Origin of the sequence: Amycolatopsis sp. NPDC005961, from assembly GCF_040629235.1 — a bacterium.
GTDB classification, from domain to species: domain Bacteria; phylum Actinomycetota; class Actinomycetes; order Mycobacteriales; family Pseudonocardiaceae; genus Amycolatopsis; species Amycolatopsis camponoti.
On record NZ_JBEXVF010000014.1, the window covers coordinates 14,066 to 29,803 of the forward strand.

Sequence of the window (15,738 nt, forward strand, 5' to 3'; positions counted from 1 at the left end):
ATGAAGATTCGCACGATCGCGGCCACCGGACTGGTGGCGACGCTCGGAGCGCTGGTGGCCGCCTGCGGCGGCGGGCCGGCGAGCGGCAGCGGGACCACCGTGAACTGGTGGACCTGGGACGACAAGCAGGCCGCGGCCTACCAGACGTGCGCGTCGGCGTTCGAAAAGGCGAACCCCGGCACCACGGTGAAGATCACGCAGTACAACGTGGACGACTACTTCACCAAGCTGACCGCCGGGTTCGTCGGCGGCACCGCGCCGGACGCGTTCCAGAACAGCGTCCAGTACTTCCAGGCGTACGCGTCCCAGCACCAGCTGCTGCCGCTGGACGACCTGATCGCCCGCGACAAGTTCGACCTGAAGCGGTTCTCCGTCGGCGTCGACGCGTGGAAGTTCACCGACGGCAAGCAGTACGGCCTGCCCCTCGACTGGTCCGCGACCGGCCTGTTCTACAACACCGACGCGATCACGAAGGCCGGCTACACCCCGGCCGACATCGCCGGGCTGACCTGGAACCCCGACGACGGCGGGACGTTCGAGAAGGTGGCGGCTCACCTGTCCGTGGACAAGAACGGCGTCCGCGGCGACCAGCCCGGGTTCGACAAGGACCACGTCGCGACCTACGGCACCGGGCAGCTCGCGTCGCGGGACTTCATCGGCGAATCGACGTGGAGCTCCTTCGCGATGACGACCGGCTGGCGGATGGCCGACAAGCAGTCGTGGCCGACGACGTTCACCTACGGCGACCCGGTGTTCGCCAAGACGCTGAGCTGGGTGCGGTCGCTGGCCGACCGCGGCTTCGCACCGAAGATCGGCACGTTCACCACCGGCGGCCAGGCGAGCATCAGCGACACCGACCTGCTCGGGTCGGGCAAGGTCGCGATGGAGACGGCGGGTTCGTGGACGGCGGGCACGTTCGCGAAGCTGCCCCGGGTGAAGGTCGGGATCGCGCCGACCGTGCTGGGGCCGTCCGGCAAGCGTGCGGTGCTGTCCAATTCGAACGGGAACAACGTCTGGGCCGGCACGAAGAACCCGGACCTGACCTGGAAGTGGGTGTCCTACATGGGGTCGCCGGACTGCCAGTCGGCCGCGGGCGCGAGCGGCACGTTCTTCCCGTCGATCCCGGCGTCGATGGACGCGGCGGCCGCGGCCATGAAGGGCCAGGGCGTCGACCTTTCGGTGTTCACGTCGATGCTGAAGAACGGCACGCTGGTCCCGGCGGTCGTCTACGGCAACGGCGCGGCGCTGCAGGACGCGGAGCGCCCGCTGTTCGAGGCGTACTTCGCCCACCAGCGCGACGGCGACGTGTTCGCCGAAATGGCGCAGAAGAGCCGGGACGTCCTGGGCAAGCAGTAGCCTGTGGTCACGACACGTGAGGGGAGTCATGGTGGAGGGTCGCCGCCTCGAAGCCCTGCCGGGCCGGCAGGTGCTGGCCGACGGCGTCTACGAGCAGATCCGGGCGCTGATCATGAACGACGGCATCGAGCCCGGCGCCCGGGTCAACATCGACGAGATCGCCCGCGAGCTGGGGGTGTCGGGCACGCCGGTGCGCGAAGCACTGGCCCGCCTGGAGTCCGAGGAACTGGTCAGCAGGCTCCCGTTGCGCGGCTACCGCGTGACGGAACTGCTGAACCGCAAGGAAGTCGACGACATGTACGCGCTGCGGCTGCTGCTGGAGCCCCCGTCGGCGGCGCTGGCGGCTTCCGCGATGTCGGATTCTTCCGTGGCCGCGCTGGAGGCGGAACTGGCGACCTGTCCTTCCGCGCCGGCCGAGGACGCTTACAGCGACTACAAGGCGTTGACGGCGCACGACGCGCGGCTGCACGAGCTGATCCTGCGGCTGGCGGGCAACGTGGCGGTCGAGCAGGCGTTCGCGCGGACCCACTGCCACCTGCACTTCTTCCGGCTTAACTACAACCAGCCGTTCGGGGAGCAGACGATCTCCGAGCACCGGGTGATCGTGGACGCGCTGGTGGCGGGAAACGCGGCGGGCGCCCGGAAGGCGATGACGGACCACCTCGAAGTGGCGCGGGACCGCCTACTGTCGAGGCTTTGACGTGCGAAGGCCGCACCGGGCGTACCCGGTGCGGCCTCCCCCGACGACGTCACACGCTGATCACTTGACCGGCATCGTCACTTCGTAGATGCGGTGCTGCTGGGCGGCCGCCGCGCGGAAGCCGTTGGCCCACAGGGATTCCACCTGGGCCGACTCCTCCGAGTTGGGGTTCGCGTTGGTGCACGACGGGCCGGGGCCGCCGCCGGACATCAGTTCCGAGCACGGGCCTTCGTAGTGGTCCGGCAGGCCCAGCGCGTGACCCGTCTCGTGGGCCGTGATGCGCGTCTGGTCGTACTGCTCGGCCTGCGTGTAGTCGATGAAGATCGTGCCGCTGCCGTGGCCGTCCGTCTGGGCGTACGAGCCCTGCGGGTCGTTGCCCTCCGTGTAGTGCAGCGTGGCACCCGAGGAGCTTTCCTGGAGCTTGACGTTCGACACCGCCGCGTTCCAGTTCGCCGCGCCCGCGTTGATCTGGGCGCGGAAGGTGGGGGCGTCCGAGGTGTCGTAGTAGACGATCGTGGCCGCCGCCGGAGCAGCCGGGGCCGCGAAGGCCGGGGCGGCGGTCAGCGGGGTCGCGATCATCGCCAGCGCGACGGCGGCGCCGGGCAGCAGGTACTTCCGGGACATCGGGACGACTCCTTGCCGTGGGGAATTTGCCGGGTTTGCGCGCGCTGGGTGTCGAACTTACGTAATCGCCCGGCTCTTGTGACCCGACTTTCGTACTGCGCTGCGAACGGTGATTTACCAACCATTTCGTCTGGTTGACATGCACGGCAGCGCATACGAGGATGCCCCGCCCGGGTCAGCCGACGGGGTCCGCCAGCGGGATCTCGCCCTCGGTGAGCCACGAGCCGCGCCACGCCAGGTCGTCCCTGACCAGCGGTTTTCCGCAGGCGTCGCACTTCTCGCCCGGCCGGGTCAGCTCGCCGCAGGAGCAGTGGACGAGCTGCATCGGGCCGTACGCGTTTTCCGTCGACGTGTGGGCGTCACCCCACGCGCCGAGCGCGTGCAGCACCGGCAACGCGTCCGAGCCGGCCTTCGTGAGGCGGTACTCGTACCGCGTCCGGCCGCCGTCGCGGTAGGGGAGCTTCGTCAGCAGCCCGCGCTCGACCAGCTTGGCCAGCCGCGTCGTCAGCACGTTGTCGGCGATGCCGAGCTGGGTGCGGAAGTCCTCGAACCGGGTGGTGCCCGCGGTCGCGTTGCGCAGGATCAGCAACGTCCACGGCTCGGCGAGGACGTCGGCGGCGCGGGCGATCGGGCAGGACGCGTCCTCCCAGGTGATGCGGCGGCTCATGACTGTGATCCCTCCTACCTGACTTGCTCCGAGCAAGTCTACGCCGTACAGTCGGCCGTAGCTAGCTTGCAACGAGCAAGCCAGGTGCGAGAGGAGTTCGTCATGGAGATCGCAGGTGCGGTGGCGCTGGTCACCGGAGCCAACCGGGGGCTCGGCCGGCGGTTCGCCGCCGCTCTCCTGGAGCGTGGCGCGGCCAAGGTCTACGCCGCCGCGCGCAATCCGGAGTCGATCGACCTGCCAGGGGTCGTTCCGCTGAAGCTCGACGTCACCGATCCCGAGTCGATCCGGGAAGCCGCCGCGCAGGCGGGCGACGTCACGCTGCTGGTCAACAACGCCGGCTCGTCGACCGGGGCGTCGCTGCTCGGCGGCTCGCTCGACGACATCAAGCTGGAGATGGACACGCACTACTTCGGCACGCTCGCCGTCACGCGCGAGTTCGCGCCGATCCTCGAGCGCAACGGCGGAGGCGCGGTCCTCAACGTCCTGTCGGTGCTGTCCTGGTTCACCGCGCCCCAGGTCGCGGCGTACTCCGCGGCGAAGTCGGCGGCCTGGTCGCTGACCAACGCGCTGCGCCTGGAGCTGGCGGCGCAGAAGACGCAGGTGACCGCGCTGCACGTCGGGTACATGGACACCGACATGGCCAAGCACGTCGACGGCCCGAAGATCGACCCGGCCCTCGTCGCCGGGCTCGCCCTCGACGGCGTCCGGCAGGGTCGTTTCGAGGTGCTCGCCGACGACCTCAGCAAGAACGTGCGGGCCGGGCTGTCGGGTGACCTCCCGGGGCTGTACCCCGCTCTCGCCTGACCGGCGTTTTTGTCAATTCCCGACAATTCCGGGGTTCTCCGGGACCCCGGAATACGGTCGTCGCCACGGCGGGCGTATGAATGGCGGGGTGCCGGAGAACGTCGAAGCCGGAAACGGCCGAACGAGGAACCGCTGGGGCGAAGGCGAACGGTTGCGCGGGGAGATCCTCGCGGCGGCCGGGCGGTTGCTGGCCGAGCTCGGCGGCGAGGACGGGCTGACGATCCGCGGCGTGGCGCGCGCGGTCGGCATCGCCCCGGCCAGCATCTACCAGCATTTTTCCGATCGTGCGGAATTGGTGCGCGGGCTGCTCGACCACGAATACGTGCGGCTGGCGGAATCGATGCGCGCGGCGGAGGAGACGCTCGGGGAAACCGACGTCGTCGGCCGCGTCCGGGCGCAGATTCACGCTTACTGCACGTTCGCCATGGAGAACCCCGGGCATTACCGGCTGATGCTCGCGAACGGCGCCTCCCGCGCCGAGCCCGGTGGTCGGGCGGAAGGCCCGCTGCTGGACGTGATCGACCGCTTGACGGCGGGTTTCGAGCGTTGCGTCGAGGCCGGGCACGGGCTGCGGGTCACCCCGGGCCGGGCGGCGGCGGTGGTGTTCGTCGGGGCGCACGGGCGGGTCGCGCTGTTCCACAGCGTGCTGAACCGGACGGGCGCCGAGCTGGTGGAGCCGTTCGTGGACGAGTTGGTGTCGTTGGTGTTCGCCTGACCCCCGGCTCGGGACGAATGCGCCGGATGGTGGAGCCCGGTGGCGAAGCACCGGAAAGATGCTTAGCATAGCTATGTAAATTTCCGGCGGCTCCGGGAGGTATCCGGTGGACGGTGTGCCCGCGTTTCCGATGGCCCGGGGGTGTCCCTTCGACCCGCCCGCCGAACTCGGCGAACTGCCGCCGGTTTCCCGCGTGCGGCTGTGGAACGGCAGCACGCCGTGGCTCGTCACGCGCTACGACGACGTCCGCGCCGTCCTGCGCGACTCGCGGATCAGCGCCGACTCCGACCGGCCCGGCTACCCGCACCAGAGCGCGGCTTCCGCGGCCCGACGCAAGCGCGCGAAGTCGTTCATCACCATGGACGGCGCCGAGCACGCGGCGCAGCGGCGCCTGCTCACCGGCGACTTCCTCGTCAAGAAGATGGAGGCGCTGCGGCCCGCGATCCAGCGGATCGTCGACGGCCTGATCGACGAGCTGCTGGCCGGCCCCAAGCCCGTCGACCTCGTGACGGCGTTCGCGCTGCCGCTGCCGTCGCTGGTGATCTGCGAGCTGCTCGGCGTGCCCTACGACGACCGCGAGCTGTTCCAGGACATCACGAAGGTCATGGTTTCGAGGACGGCGACACCGTCGGAAGCGGTCGAGGCCACCGAAGAACTGCTGGCGTACCTCGGCGGGCTGGTGGAGCGGAAGGCGTCGGCCCCGGGTGACGACGTGCTCGGCAAGCTGGCGGTCACGCAGTACGCGACCGGCCGGATGACCGCCGAAGACGTCGCGTCGATGGGGCAGCTGCTGCTGGTGGCGGGCCACGAGACGACGGCGAACATGATCGCCCTCGGCACGGTCGCGCTGCTGGAGCACCCGGACCAGCTGGCGCTCGTGCGCGCCGGCGACGCGGACGTGCACCGGCGCGCGACCGAGGAGTTGTTGCGCTACCTGAACATCACGCACACCGGCCGCCGCCGGGTGGCGGTCGAGGACATCGAAATCGGCGGCGAGGTGATCCACGCGGGCGAGGGCGTCATCGCGGCGGGCGACGTCGCCAACCGCGACGGCGCGGTGTTCGCGGAGCCGGACCGCCTGGACGTGACGCGCGAGGCCCGTCACCACGTCGCGTTCGGGTACGGCGTGCACCAGTGCCTCGGGCAGACGCTGGCGCGGGTGGAGCTGCAGGTGGTCTACGGGACGCTGTTCCGGCGCATCCCGGATCTGCGGCTCGCGGTTCCGATCGAGGAGCTGGCCTTCAAGGACGACATGCTGGTGTACGGGGTGCACTGCCTGCCGGTCACGTGGTGACCCTGAGCGGGACAGCGGGTTCCGGGCCGGCGGCTTCGCGACGTCATCACACCGTCCGCCGCAGGGCGTCGAGGTCCTCGGTCAGCCGGGCGCGGAGGAACCGCGCCCGGTCCGCGTCATCGTCCTTGCGCGGCACCATCTCCACCAGCATGATCAGGTCGAGGTAGACCCGGTACAGCCCGAGCCGCGCCCACGCCGGCATCCCGAACTCCGCCGGGCCGCCGCCCGCGCGGTAGCCGTCGAGCAGCTCGCGGTCCGGGTCGCCGAACAGCGTCAGCGAGACGAACTCCGCCATCGGGTCGCCCCAGAACGCCCGCTCGGCGTCGATGATGCCGGACACCCGGCCGCCGTCGAGGAGGATGTTGCCCCGCCACAGGTCGAAGTGCACCAGCACCGGCGTGGTGACCAGCTCGAGGAGCGGCTCGTGCCGGCGCACGAGGTGGGCGATCTCGGCGGCCGGCCGCGGCAGCTGCACCCCGTGGGTGACGGCGTCCGCGAGCACCGCGTCGGCCATCGCCGTGAACGCCACCGGCCACGTCGGACGCAACGGGTCCTGGAGGTAGCCGAACCCGTCGCCGGTCGTCTTGTGCAGGCCGGCGACGATCCCGCCCAGTTCGGTCCGCAGCCGCGGGCCGGCGTCGGGCACCTGGGACCAGGGCACGCCGGGCAGCTCCGTCATCAGCAGGAATCCGGGCCCGGCCCCGACCACCGACGGCAGGGGCCCGGAAACCCGGCGGTAGTACTCGGCTTCGGTGGCCAGGAGGTCGTGCTCGTAGGACAGTCCCGGCGCGACCGGCGCGAGCTTGAGCACCAGCCGCCGCCCGTCGGCGAGAGCCAGCCGGATCGCCGTGTTGTAGGTGCCGCCGCCGATGTCTTCGCTCGCCACCACCGAAGCCGGGTCGATGCCCGCCGCGGCCAGAGCCTCTTCCGTGCGCACGACGGCGAGTCTGCCACTAGGCGCCCGCTTTCTCCCGCGCGTCGGCGAGGTCCTCGGGGGTCGGCGCGTCGTCCTGGGTCAGTGCGCGCCGCCAGTAGCCGGTGAACTCGATGGCCTCCTTCTCGAGCCCCCGGTCCACGAGGTGGCGGCGCAGTGACCGGACCAGCCCCGCTTCACCGGCGAGCCAGGCGGCCGACCCGGGGGTGAGCGCAGCCCCGCGCACCGCTTCCAGCAGGCGGCTGCCGTGCGGCGCGCCGTCGCGGTGCAGCCAATGGACTTCGCCGGGCAGCGGCTGCTCCTCCGCCGCATCCGGGACCTCCACGAACACCACCGCGTTGTCCACTTCGGACACCAGGGTGGCGATGGCGGGCAGCGCGGTCTCGTCCCCGGCCAGCAGCACCGTGTCCGCTTCGGGCACGGGACGGCGGTAGGCCGCGTCCGGCCCGTAGCGGCCGAGGACGGCACCGGGCGACGCCGTCCGCGCCCACGCCGTCGCCGGGCCGTCGGTTCCCCCGGCGTGCAGCACGAAGTCGACGTCGATCGTCGCGCCGTCCCGGCCGCGCACGGTGTAGCTGCGCATCACCGGGCGCTCGTCTTCGGGGATCGCCAGGAACGCCTGGTACCAGCGCAGCACGTCGTCGTCGTCCGAGGGCAGCCGCACCGGACGGCCGGGCGGGGGGAACAGGAGCTTGAGCTGCTGGTCCGGCCACGCTTCGAGCGTGTCCAACCCCGCGCCGGTGAACGTGACGCGGACGGTGCGCGGGGTCGGCCGCCGCACCGCCGTCACTTCGAGGAGCCCGGCCGGGTTCACGGCTTGCCCAGGTATTCGCGCAGGTGGCGGGCGGTGAGCGTCGAGGCGTCGGCCACCAAAGAGGCCGGTGTGCCCTCGAACACCACGCGGCCGCCGTCGTGCCCGGCGCCGGGGCCGAGGTCGATCAGCCAGTCGGCGTGGGCCATCACGGCCTGGTGGTGCTCGATGACGATCACCGTGTTGCCCGCGTCGACGATCCGGTCGAGCAACGCCAGCAGCTGGTCGACGTCGGCGAGGTGCAGCCCGGTCGTCGGCTCGTCGAGGATGTAGGTCGAGCCCTTTTCGGCCATCCGGATCGCCAGCTTGAGCCGCTGCCGCTCGCCGCCGGAGAGCGTGGTCAGCGGCTGCCCCAGCGTCAGGTAGCCGAGCCCGACGTCGGCGAGGCGGTCGAGCACCCGCCGCGCGGTGCCGGTGGGGAAGAACTCGCGCGCCTCGGCGACGGACATGCCCAGTACCTCGCTGATGTTCTTGCCGCGCAGCAGGTGCGTCAGCACCTTGGCCGTGAACCGCCGGCCCTCGCACTCCTCGCAGACCGACGCGACGCCGGCCATCATCGCCAGGTCGGTGTAGATGACCCCGAGGCCCTTGCAGTGCGGGCAGGCACCCTCGGAGTTGGCGCTGAACAGGCTCGCCTTGACGCCGTTGGCCTTGGCGAACGCCGTGCGGATCGGGTCGAGCAGGCCGGTGTAGGTCGCCGGGTTGGACCGCCGGGACCCGCGGATCGCCGACTGGTCGACCACGACGACGTCGTCGCGACCCGCGAGGGAACCGTGGATCAGCGACGACTTCCCGGAGCCGGCCACGCCGGTGACCACGGTCAGCACGCCGAGCGGGACGTCCACGCTGACGTCGCGCAGGTTGTGCAGCTTCGCGCCGGTGATGGTCAGGTGCCCGGACGGCTGACGCGTCTCGGAGCGCAGGGTGACGCGGTGGTCGAGGTGGCGGCCGGTGAGCGTGCCGGACGCGCGCAGGCCGTCGACGCTGCCGGTGTAGCAGAGGCGGCCGCCGTCGGTGCCCGCGCCGGGGCCGAGGTCGACGACGTGGTCGGCGATCCGGATGGTCTCCGGCTTGTGCTCGACGACCAGGATCGTGTTTCCCTTGTCCCGCAAGCACAACAACAGGTTGTTCATCCGCTCGATGTCGTGCGGGTGCAGCCCGACGGTCGGCTCGTCGAAGACGTACGTGACGTCGGTGAGGCTGGATCCCAGGTGCCGCACCATCTTCACGCGCTGCGCCTCGCCGCCCGAGAGCGTCGCGGACTCGCGGTCGAGGGAGAGGTAGCCGAGGCCGATCTCGACGAGCGAGTCGAGGGTGTCGCGGAGGGTGCCCAGCAGCGGCCGGATCGACGGCGCGTCGAGGTTCCGGATGAACTCCGCCAGGTCGCTGATCTGCAGGGCGGCGCAGTCGGCGATGTTCTTGCCGTCGATCTTCGCGGAGAGCGCGGCCGGGTTCAGCCGGGCGCCGCCGCACGCGTCGCAGGTCTTGAACGTCGCGGCCTTCTCGATGAACGCGCGCAGCCGCGGCTGCAGCGACTCGGTGTCCTTCTGCAGGTAGAGCCGCCGGACCTTCACCGCGAGGCCCTCGTAGGTGAGGTTGGTCTTGCCGACCTTCACCTTGCACGGGCCCTTGTGCAGCAGGTCGTCGAGCTGTCCGGGGGTGAAGTCGCGGATCTTGGCGTCCGGGTCGAAGAAGCCGCACGAGAGGTAGGTCTGCACGTACCAGTTGTCCGGCGTGAAGCCGGGCACGAGGATCGCGCCGTCGTGCAGGGACCTGTCGAAGTCGAGCAGGGCGTCGACGTCGAGGTCGGACACCCGGCCGAGGCCCTCGCAGGCCGGGCACATGCCCTCGGGCAGGTTGAAGCTGAACGCGCCGGACGTGCCGACGTGCGGTTCGCCGAGGCGCGAGAAGGCGATCCGCAGCATCGCGTAGGCGTCGGTCGCGGTGCCGACCGTGGAGCGGGAGTTGACGCCCATCCGCTCCTGGTCGACGACGATCGCCGCGCTGAGGTTCTCGAGCAGGTCGACGTCCGGGCGCGCCAGGCTCGGCATGAACGACTGGAGGAAGGCGCTGTAGGTCTCGTTGATCAGCCGCTGGGACTCGGCCGCGATGGTGCCGAAGACCAGGGAGGACTTGCCGGAGCCGGACACGCCCGTGAACACCGTGAGCCGGCGCTTCGGGATGTCCAGGTCGATGCCGGTGAGGTTGTTCTCCCGGGCTCCCCGGACCTCGATCACGTCGTGGGTGTCGGCGGCCCGCCTGGGTGAGGTCATACCGTCCTTCTCGATAGTTTAGGCTGTAAAGTGATTGTTCAGCGTACATTACTTTAGGGTGTAAGGAGTCGGCAAGGTGGTCGTCTTCGCGGGTCAGGGCGACGCCCGGCGGTCCATGGAGCTGCTGTGGGGGCCGCGCGTGGTCGCGCCGCGCACGGGCCCGGGGCCCAAGCCGGGGCTGTCCGTCGAGGCGATCGTCGCGGCGGCGATCGACATCGCCGACGCCGAGGGCATGGCGTCGCTGTCGATGCGTTCGGTGGGGGAGCGGCTCGGCCGGACGGCGATGGCGCTCTACACGTACGTCCCGGGCAAGACCGAGCTGGTCGACCTGATGTACGACCGGACGCTGGGGGAGCTGCCGTCCTCGTTCCCGTCGTCCGACGGGTGGCGCCCGGCGGCTTCGGCTTTGGCCGACGCGCTGTGGGACCTGCACCTGCGCCATCCGTGGCTGCTGCAGGTCTCCCCGGCGCGCCCGGTGCTCGGGCCGGGGGAGTTCCACGTCCAGGAGACGTTGCTGTCGGTGCTGGCGGCCACGGAGTTGCCGCTCGCGCGGGTGCGGTGGGTGGTGTCGGCGCTGTTCAACGTCGTGCGCGGCTCGGTCCAGGCGGCGGCGGAGTCCCGGCAGGCGGCGCGCGAGACCGGACTGTCCGAAGAGGACTGGTGGGGCGCGCGATCGGCGTTGCTGGGGGAGCTGGTGCCGGACTTGACCGCCCGGTTCCCGACGGTGGCGAAGCTGGGCGCGTCGGTCGAGGTGGTGTCGTCCGATGAGCCTTACTTGGAGCGCGAGGCGCGCCTGTCGTTCGAAGCGGGCGTGGAGTTGTTGCTGGACGGCGTCGAAGCGGCGATCGTCAAGGCTTCCGGGCTTCGATGAGGAACCGCGTGGTGTGGGCGACGAAGGGGCCGTCGCGCTCGATCAGCTCGTGCAGTTCCTTCAGCTGCGGCCGGTACTGCTCGACCGTGAACCCCGGGACCATCCAGATCACCTTGCGCAGGAAGTACACCACCGCGCCGATGTCGAAGAACTCGGTCCTCAGCGACTCCGACCGCAGATCGACCACCTCCAAGCCCGCGTCGGCAGCGGCCGCCACGGCTCGGTCCGGGTGGCGGCTTTCGCGGGCCTCGGATGGTTGCGGGCCCAGGAAGAACTCCACCAGCTCGAACACGCTCGCCGGGCCGACCTGCTGCGAGAAGTAGCTGCCGCCGGGGCGCAGGACGCGTGCGATCCCGGCCCAATCAGTCGTCACCGGATGACGGCTGGAGACGAGGTCGAACACGTCGTCCCCGAAGGGGAGGTCGTCGGTGGCCACGACCACGACCCCGCGCGGGCGCAAGCGAGCCGAAGCGCGCGCGACGTTCGGCGGCCACGACTCGGTCGCCGCCGTCAAGGGCGGCAGCGAAGGACAGCCGTCGAGGACTTCACCGCCGCCGGTCTCGACGTCCAGCGCCGCCTCGACCCGGGCGAGCCGTGCACCCAGCAGGCGTTGGTAACCCCAGGACGGCCGCTGTTCGGTGGCGCGGCCGTCGAGCCAGGAGAAGTCCCAACCGTCCACCGAAACCGCTTCGGCTTCGGCGACCAACGCGTCGAACTTCGACTGCCGCACCGGCGGCGGAGGCACCGGCTTGGCCAGCGCGACGGCTTCGAACTCCACCACCACCGGGCCGCGCCGGGTCTCCACCGTGCACGTCGTCGAGTCGCGCGCCACCAGGTTGCCGAGCGCGTCGGTGAACCCGCCCTCGATCCGGTAGCGCACCACGACCCGCGTGCCGAGCGGCAGGTCCCGCAGCAGCTTCACAGCCGCGCGCTCAGCTCGTCGTCGGACGGTTCGACCAGGAAGCTGCCGTCATCCCACACGATCGTGGGAATCCGGCGCGCGCCGTCCTGCAGCTCGCGGACCCGGGCTTCGGCCGCCGCGTCCGCCGCGACGTCCACATAGGAATACTCGACGCCCTCGCGGTCGAGCAGCGCGCGGCTGCGCTTCACGTCCGGGCACCAGGAAGCGCCGTACACCGTCAAACTCACGAAACAACCTCCGAAACAGCGTCGGGAACGGGTGCGGGGTGCCCCAGCTCGGTCAACCACCCGCGGAACACGCGGTGCAGTGCCTCCGCCCCGACGACCTGGCCGAGCGGCGGCAGCTCCCGCGGGTGCACCACGAAACCGCGCTGCTGCGGCCCGCCCAGTCCGCCGTGCGAGCCGACGTGCGTCTCGAACGGGGAGGCCTGGTCGGACTCCGGGTCGTAGCGGCTGTTGATCATCACGTCCGCGCAGTGCGGGAACGTGTCGACGCGGCGGATCAGGTCCGCCGCGTGCGGGCCGTACGGCAGCAGCGGGTCTTCGCCGATCACCACGCCCGTCGCCAGCCGGTGCAGGCCGTCGCGGCCCAGGACCACCGGGCCGAACTCGTGGCTGCGGACCAGCAGGAACCCGACGCCGGGGTGATCCACCAGCGACGGCAGCAGGTCGGGGAACTCGCGCTCGATCGTCTCCAGCTCGACGCGGCCCTCGTGCTCGGTGAACGACACCATCGCCACGTGCCCGGACACCACCGCCACCACGCCCGGCGCCACGCGGGTCACCGCGCCCGGCGAACCGGACGTCGTGCGCGGCCGGTCGTCGGCGCACTCCGCGTTCTCCACCCGGGCGCGCAGCCGACGCGCGATCAGGCCGCCGCTCCTCGTCGCCTCCGCCAGCGCCGCGTTGATCTGCCAGCTCTCGGCCTGCCTCCGCTTCCCGGCGGACGCCGACGGTGAACCGCCGCACAGCCGCCCGACGTACGCCTCGATCGTCTCGCCGAACCGTTGCGAGAACGCCTGTCCTTGCGTCTGGCCGTGATCCGACAGCGCGACGACGTGGTAGCGGCGCGGGGCGAGCCGCGAAGCCCGGTGCAGCCGCGCGATCTGCTGGTCGATCGAGCGCAGCACCGCCAGCGTGTCGAACCGCTCGATGCCGGAGTGGTGCGCGACCTCGTCGTAGCCGAGGAAGTCCGCGTACACCACCGGGCGCCCGGCCAGCATGTCGCCGAGGATGGCCGACACGACGACGTCGCGCGCGATCACCGTCGTGCCCGGCCGCGCGAGCGGGTACCAGCCGCCGCGCGGGACCCGCGGCACGACGCCCGCGCGGCGCTGGCGCACCGACGCGCTGATCTCGCGGAAGACGTCGGCGAGCGCGACGACGAACGTGCGCAGCGCGTTGATCGGGTTCGCGAAGTAGGCGTAGTAGCCCGCGCCGAGGCGGTCGCGGCGGCGGTGGCGCAGGGTCTTCGGCACCAGCACGGGGATCGAGCTCATGGTGAGGCTGACGTGGTCGGCGTCGCCGGAGAACAGGTTCCCGTGGCTCGCCCCGCCGCCGGAGAGCAGGCCGTTCCCGTCCGAGTGACGCCGTTCGATCTCGGCCGCGTCGGTCGGGTGCGCGCACGCCATCACGTGGTCGCGATCCTTTTCGTACCAGCGGAAACCGAGGATGTCGTGGTTGGAGCCGTGCAGGATGCCGCAGACGCTCGCGCCGGTCTGCGAGCTCCAGTCGGTGTGCCACGGCGTCAGCGTGTGGCTGCCTTCGGCGAGCCAGGCGGCGAACGTCGGCATGTCGCCGTCGCGGATCGCGCGGCGGACGGTGTCGTGGCCGAGTCCGTCGATCTGCAGGAACAGCACGCCGGGCGGCTGTTCGCCGGCGCCGGGCGCGGGCGTGTGCCGACGGCGGCGGCGGTTGGCGCGGCGGAAGAAGATCTCGTCCTCGTCGATGGCCAGCACGGCCGAGATGAGCGCACCGACGCCGGCCATGGCGACGGTGACGATCACCGCCGTCCGGAAGCCGTCGAGCTCGACGCCCGGCACGGTCCCGAACACGGCGAGCGTCCCGGCGCCGAGCAGCAGGAAGCCGAAGAGGCCGAAGGTGAAGAAGGCCAGCGGGTAGGCGATGCGCATGACCAGCGGCCAGACGACGCCGGCGAGCAGGCCGAGCAGCAGCGCGCACACCGTCGGCTGCCACCAGTGCGTCATCCGGAAGCCGGGTAGGAGGACGTCGAGCAGGCGCAGCGCTCCGGTCACCGCGGCCCACACCAGCAGGACGCGGGCGACGGCCCGGCCACTCCGCAGCAGCCTGCCCTTCGGCGCGGACGTCGTCACACTCGCTCCTTGGTCTTGCGCCGCCACTTCGCGACCAGGTTCGCCAGCACGGTGACCAGCAGGACCAGCACCGTCGCCAGCACGGTCGCGATGATCGGCGAGTCGAAGATGCCTCCGCTGACGATGCCGAGCAAGCTGTACGCGCTCGCCCACAGCACGCACGCGACGAGCGCGGCGGGCAGCAGGCGCCGCCACGGGTAGCCCAGCGCGGCGGCGGCCAGCAGCACCGGGATCCGGCCGGCCGGGACGAGCCTGCCGATCACGACGAGCTGCCAGCCGCGGCGGGCGAACTGGTCACGGGCCTTCTCCAGCCGTTCGGCGGGCTGGCGGCGGCTGATCCAGCGGAACGCGGCTTCGCTGCCGAAGCGCGGGATCCCGAACGTCACGACGTCGCCGACGTACGCGCCCAGCGTGGCCACGACGATGACCAGCGGCAGGGACAGGTGGCCGGTGGTGGTCGCGACGGCGGCCGCGGCGCCGACCACCGCGCCGGTGGGCACGATCGGGATGATCGAGCCGAGCAGCACGCCGCCGAACAGCGCCGGGTACCCGATGGCGGCCGGGTCGGTCCAGTTCACGCGCGGTCCTCGCGCGCGGGGAGCACGACGTCGGCGCCGGGCTCGGTGAACAGGACTTCGGTGGCGACGCCCTGGTTGCGCACCTCGGCGGCGAACACCCGGGGCGGGTCGGCGAGCAGCCGCCGCATCCGCGCGGTGCGTTTCAGCCCGGGCACGGCGAGCGTGCCCCAGTGCACGGGCACGACGGCGCGGGCTCGGACGATCCCGGCGGCTGTCGCGGCGCGGGCCGGGTCCAGGTGACCCGGCCCGAGGTTCGGCCCCCAGCCCCAGACGGGCAGCAGGGCGACGTCCACCGGGCCGAAGTCCGCCATTTCGGCGAAGAGGTCGGTGTCGCCCGCGTGGTAGATCTTCGTGTCCCCGGTGCGGATCAGGTGCCCGATCGCCGGGCTCTGCGGACCGTGGGTGAGCCGCGGGCCCCAGCGGTGCCCGGAGTGGACGGCCTTCGTGGCGGTGATTTCCAGCGCGCCCTCGGTGAGGGTCTCGCCCGGCGCGATCTCCTCGACGTTCGCGAAGCCCTTCTTGGCGAGCCAGGCCCCGGCCCCGCGCGGGACGACGATGCGGGTGCGCCGGCCGAGCAGCTCGAGGGACGGCAGGTGCAGGTGGTCGCCGTGCAGGTGCGAGAGGAGGACGAGGTCGACGTCTTCGTAGGTCTCACGGGCCGGCACCGGCACGACGCGGGTCAGGCCCCCGACCCGCGCGGTGAGCACGGGATCGGTCAGCACCACCCGGCCGCCGAGGTCGAGCCGGACCGTCGAATGGCCGAGGAAACGCAGGTTGAAGCCGCTCACGCTGTCGAGTATCGCCCCCTCCCCGGACGAATGCCCGGCGGAGTGGCGCGAACGACGCTGCCCGGTGAC

16 protein-coding genes and 1 pseudogene are annotated in these 15,738 nt (G+C 71.4%); 6 read left to right on the forward strand and 11 right to left on the reverse strand.

The genetic code is table 11. The annotated features are described in order from the left end of the window. Both ABZ342_RS15370 and ABZ342_RS15375 read left to right on the forward strand, forming a co-directional pair. Complete coding sequence (locus tag ABZ342_RS15370; protein ID WP_360473193.1) at positions 1–1,356, forward strand: sugar ABC transporter substrate-binding protein; 1,356 nt, start codon at positions 1–3, stop codon at positions 1,354–1,356. 28 nt (positions 1,357–1,384) lie between these two features. Then, complete coding sequence (locus tag ABZ342_RS15375) at positions 1,385–2,056, forward strand: GntR family transcriptional regulator (RefSeq protein WP_155544657.1); 672 nt, start codon at positions 1,385–1,387, stop codon at positions 2,054–2,056. A 60-nt stretch (positions 2,057–2,116) separates the two neighbouring features. Here the strand turns inward: ABZ342_RS15375 and ABZ342_RS15380 are convergent, their stop codons facing one another. After that, entirely contained in the window at positions 2,117–2,680 is a 564-nt protein-coding gene (locus tag ABZ342_RS15380) for a snapalysin family zinc-dependent metalloprotease (RefSeq protein ID WP_155544658.1), read from the reverse strand. Positions 2,681–2,855: 175 nt separating this feature from the next. Further along, complete coding sequence (locus tag ABZ342_RS15385) at positions 2,856–3,347, reverse strand: helix-turn-helix domain-containing protein (protein ID WP_360473196.1); 492 nt, start codon at positions 3,345–3,347, stop codon at positions 2,856–2,858. A gap of 102 nt (positions 3,348–3,449) precedes the next feature. Between ABZ342_RS15385 and ABZ342_RS15390 the strand changes: the two genes are divergently transcribed. The 3 genes from ABZ342_RS15390 to ABZ342_RS15400 all read left to right on the forward strand — a co-directional run bounded on the left by ABZ342_RS15390 (position 3,450) and on the right by ABZ342_RS15400 (position 6,160). Continuing rightward, positions 3,450–4,151 carry an SDR family oxidoreductase gene (locus ABZ342_RS15390; RefSeq protein WP_360473198.1) on the forward strand — a complete coding sequence of 234 codons (702 nt, stop codon included), beginning with the start codon at positions 3,450–3,452 and terminating at the stop codon, positions 4,149–4,151. Continuing rightward, positions 4,117–4,866 (forward strand): TetR/AcrR family transcriptional regulator, encoded by a 750-nt coding sequence (locus ABZ342_RS15395; protein WP_360473200.1) that lies wholly within the window; start codon positions 4,117–4,119, stop codon positions 4,864–4,866. Before ABZ342_RS15390 ends, ABZ342_RS15395 begins: the two co-directional genes overlap by 35 nt. Before the next feature lie 130 nt (positions 4,867–4,996). Next, entirely contained in the window at positions 4,997–6,160 is a 1,164-nt protein-coding gene (locus ABZ342_RS15400) for a cytochrome P450 (RefSeq protein WP_360473408.1), read from the forward strand. A gap of 46 nt (positions 6,161–6,206) precedes the next feature. On the opposite strand, the gene ABZ342_RS15405 is transcribed toward ABZ342_RS15400, so the two are convergent. The 3 genes from ABZ342_RS15405 to ABZ342_RS15415 are packed head-to-tail and all read right to left on the reverse strand — an operon-like array spanning position 6,207 to position 10,178. Then, complete coding sequence (locus ABZ342_RS15405) at positions 6,207–7,097, reverse strand: aminoglycoside phosphotransferase family protein (RefSeq protein WP_230862646.1); 891 nt, start codon at positions 7,095–7,097, stop codon at positions 6,207–6,209. 16 nt (positions 7,098–7,113) lie between these two features. Further along, on the reverse strand, positions 7,114–7,908 hold the full coding sequence (locus tag ABZ342_RS15410; RefSeq protein ID WP_360473202.1) for a siderophore-interacting protein: 795 nt from the start codon (positions 7,906–7,908) through the stop codon (positions 7,114–7,116). Continuing rightward, complete coding sequence (locus tag ABZ342_RS15415; RefSeq protein WP_360473204.1) at positions 7,905–10,178, reverse strand: excinuclease ABC subunit UvrA; 2,274 nt, start codon at positions 10,176–10,178, stop codon at positions 7,905–7,907. Before ABZ342_RS15415 ends, ABZ342_RS15410 begins: the two co-directional genes overlap by 4 nt. A gap of 76 nt (positions 10,179–10,254) precedes the next feature. On the opposite strand from ABZ342_RS15415, the gene ABZ342_RS15420 reads away from it, so the two are divergent. Beyond that, positions 10,255–11,049 (forward strand): TetR/AcrR family transcriptional regulator C-terminal domain-containing protein, encoded by a 795-nt coding sequence (locus ABZ342_RS15420; protein WP_360473206.1) that lies wholly within the window; start codon positions 10,255–10,257, stop codon positions 11,047–11,049. On the opposite strand, the gene ABZ342_RS15425 is transcribed toward ABZ342_RS15420, so the two are convergent. From ABZ342_RS15425 to ABZ342_RS15450, 6 genes and pseudogenes are all read right to left on the reverse strand, one after another. Continuing rightward, on the reverse strand, positions 11,027–11,779 hold the full coding sequence (locus ABZ342_RS15425; RefSeq protein WP_360473410.1) for a methyltransferase domain-containing protein: 753 nt from the start codon (positions 11,777–11,779) through the stop codon (positions 11,027–11,029). The two genes, ABZ342_RS15420 and ABZ342_RS15425, sit on opposite strands and share 23 nt — an antisense overlap. Beyond that, a pseudogene (locus ABZ342_RS15430) lies at positions 11,768–11,971 on the reverse strand (ferrous iron transport protein A); the annotation flags it as partial. The pseudogene ABZ342_RS15430 and the gene ABZ342_RS15425, both read right to left, overlap by 12 nt. Beyond that, entirely contained in the window at positions 11,968–12,198 is a 231-nt protein-coding gene (locus ABZ342_RS15435; RefSeq protein WP_360473208.1) for a glutaredoxin domain-containing protein, read from the reverse strand. The gene ABZ342_RS15435 and the pseudogene ABZ342_RS15430, both read right to left, overlap by 4 nt. Beyond that, positions 12,195–14,303, reverse strand: a complete 2,109-nt coding sequence (locus ABZ342_RS15440) for a phage holin family protein (protein ID WP_360473210.1) — start codon at positions 14,301–14,303, stop codon at positions 12,195–12,197. Before ABZ342_RS15440 ends, ABZ342_RS15435 begins: the two co-directional genes overlap by 4 nt. Further along, a complete protein-coding gene (locus ABZ342_RS15445) occupies positions 14,300–14,881 on the reverse strand; it encodes a VTT domain-containing protein (RefSeq protein WP_155544666.1) in 582 nt (193 codons plus the stop codon). Before ABZ342_RS15445 ends, ABZ342_RS15440 begins: the two co-directional genes overlap by 4 nt. Next, positions 14,878–15,669 carry an MBL fold metallo-hydrolase gene (locus ABZ342_RS15450; protein WP_360473213.1) on the reverse strand — a complete coding sequence of 264 codons (792 nt, stop codon included), beginning with the start codon at positions 15,667–15,669 and terminating at the stop codon, positions 14,878–14,880. The genes ABZ342_RS15445 and ABZ342_RS15450 overlap by 4 nt, the downstream gene beginning before the upstream one ends. Between the last annotated feature and the right edge of the window lie 69 nt (positions 15,670–15,738).